General features: G+C 82.9%; 1 pseudogene. It reads right to left on the minus strand.

The annotated features are described in order from the left end of the window. Positions 1-688, minus strand: a pseudogene (locus ABD317_RS37470) (AAA family ATPase); the annotation flags it as partial. Positions 689-695 lie beyond the last annotated feature (7 nt).

A 695-nucleotide genomic window follows, 5' to 3' on the forward strand; every position in this document is an offset into this window, starting at 1 on the left:
CCCTCACCGCCGAGCGGGCGGCGGCCCGGCTCTCGGCGAGCTGCCGGCGGCGTACGCGGCGGTCGTGCTCTGCGTGCGCCTGGTCCAGCCGCTCCCGGGCGGCGAGGGCCCCGGCGGCCAGCTCCCGGGCCCGGCCCAGCTCCCCCGCCACCCGCTCGACGGCGGCGGCAAGCGCGTCCCGGCCCTCCTCGCCCGCCTCCTCGGCGGCGGCGGCGCGGGCCTGGCGCAGCGAGTCGAGCCGCAGGGCGGCCTCTTCCCGTACGACGACGGCCGCCCGGTACGCGGCCAGGGCCTCGCTCTGCGCGCGCTCGCCGACGAGGTCGCCGCCGGTGCCGGCGGGGGCGGGGTGGGCGGCGGAGCCGCAGACGGGGCAGGGCTCGCCGGCTGTCAGCCGGGCGGCCAGCTCGGCCGCCATGCCGTCGAGGCGCCGCTCCTTCAGCCACAGCCAGGTGCGCTGCGCCTCGGCGGCGCACTCGGCGGCGGCGAGGCGCGCCTGCCGGGCCTCGTCGGTCCGGCCGGCCAGCTCGTCGCGGCGCTCGGCGGCGGCGAGGCGGCGGCGGGCATCCTCGTGCTCCGCGGCGAGCTGCTCGGCGCGGGTGGCCGCCCCCTGGGCCTCGTCGACGCGGCGCTGGAGGCCGCCGGGGAGGGCGGCCCAGCCGTCGAGCCAGCCGCCGGCCTCGCGCAGCACGTCCTCG

It is taken from the genome of Streptomyces synnematoformans, assembly GCF_039531005.1.
Classification (GTDB): domain Bacteria; phylum Actinomycetota; class Actinomycetes; order Streptomycetales; family Streptomycetaceae; genus Streptomyces; species Streptomyces synnematoformans.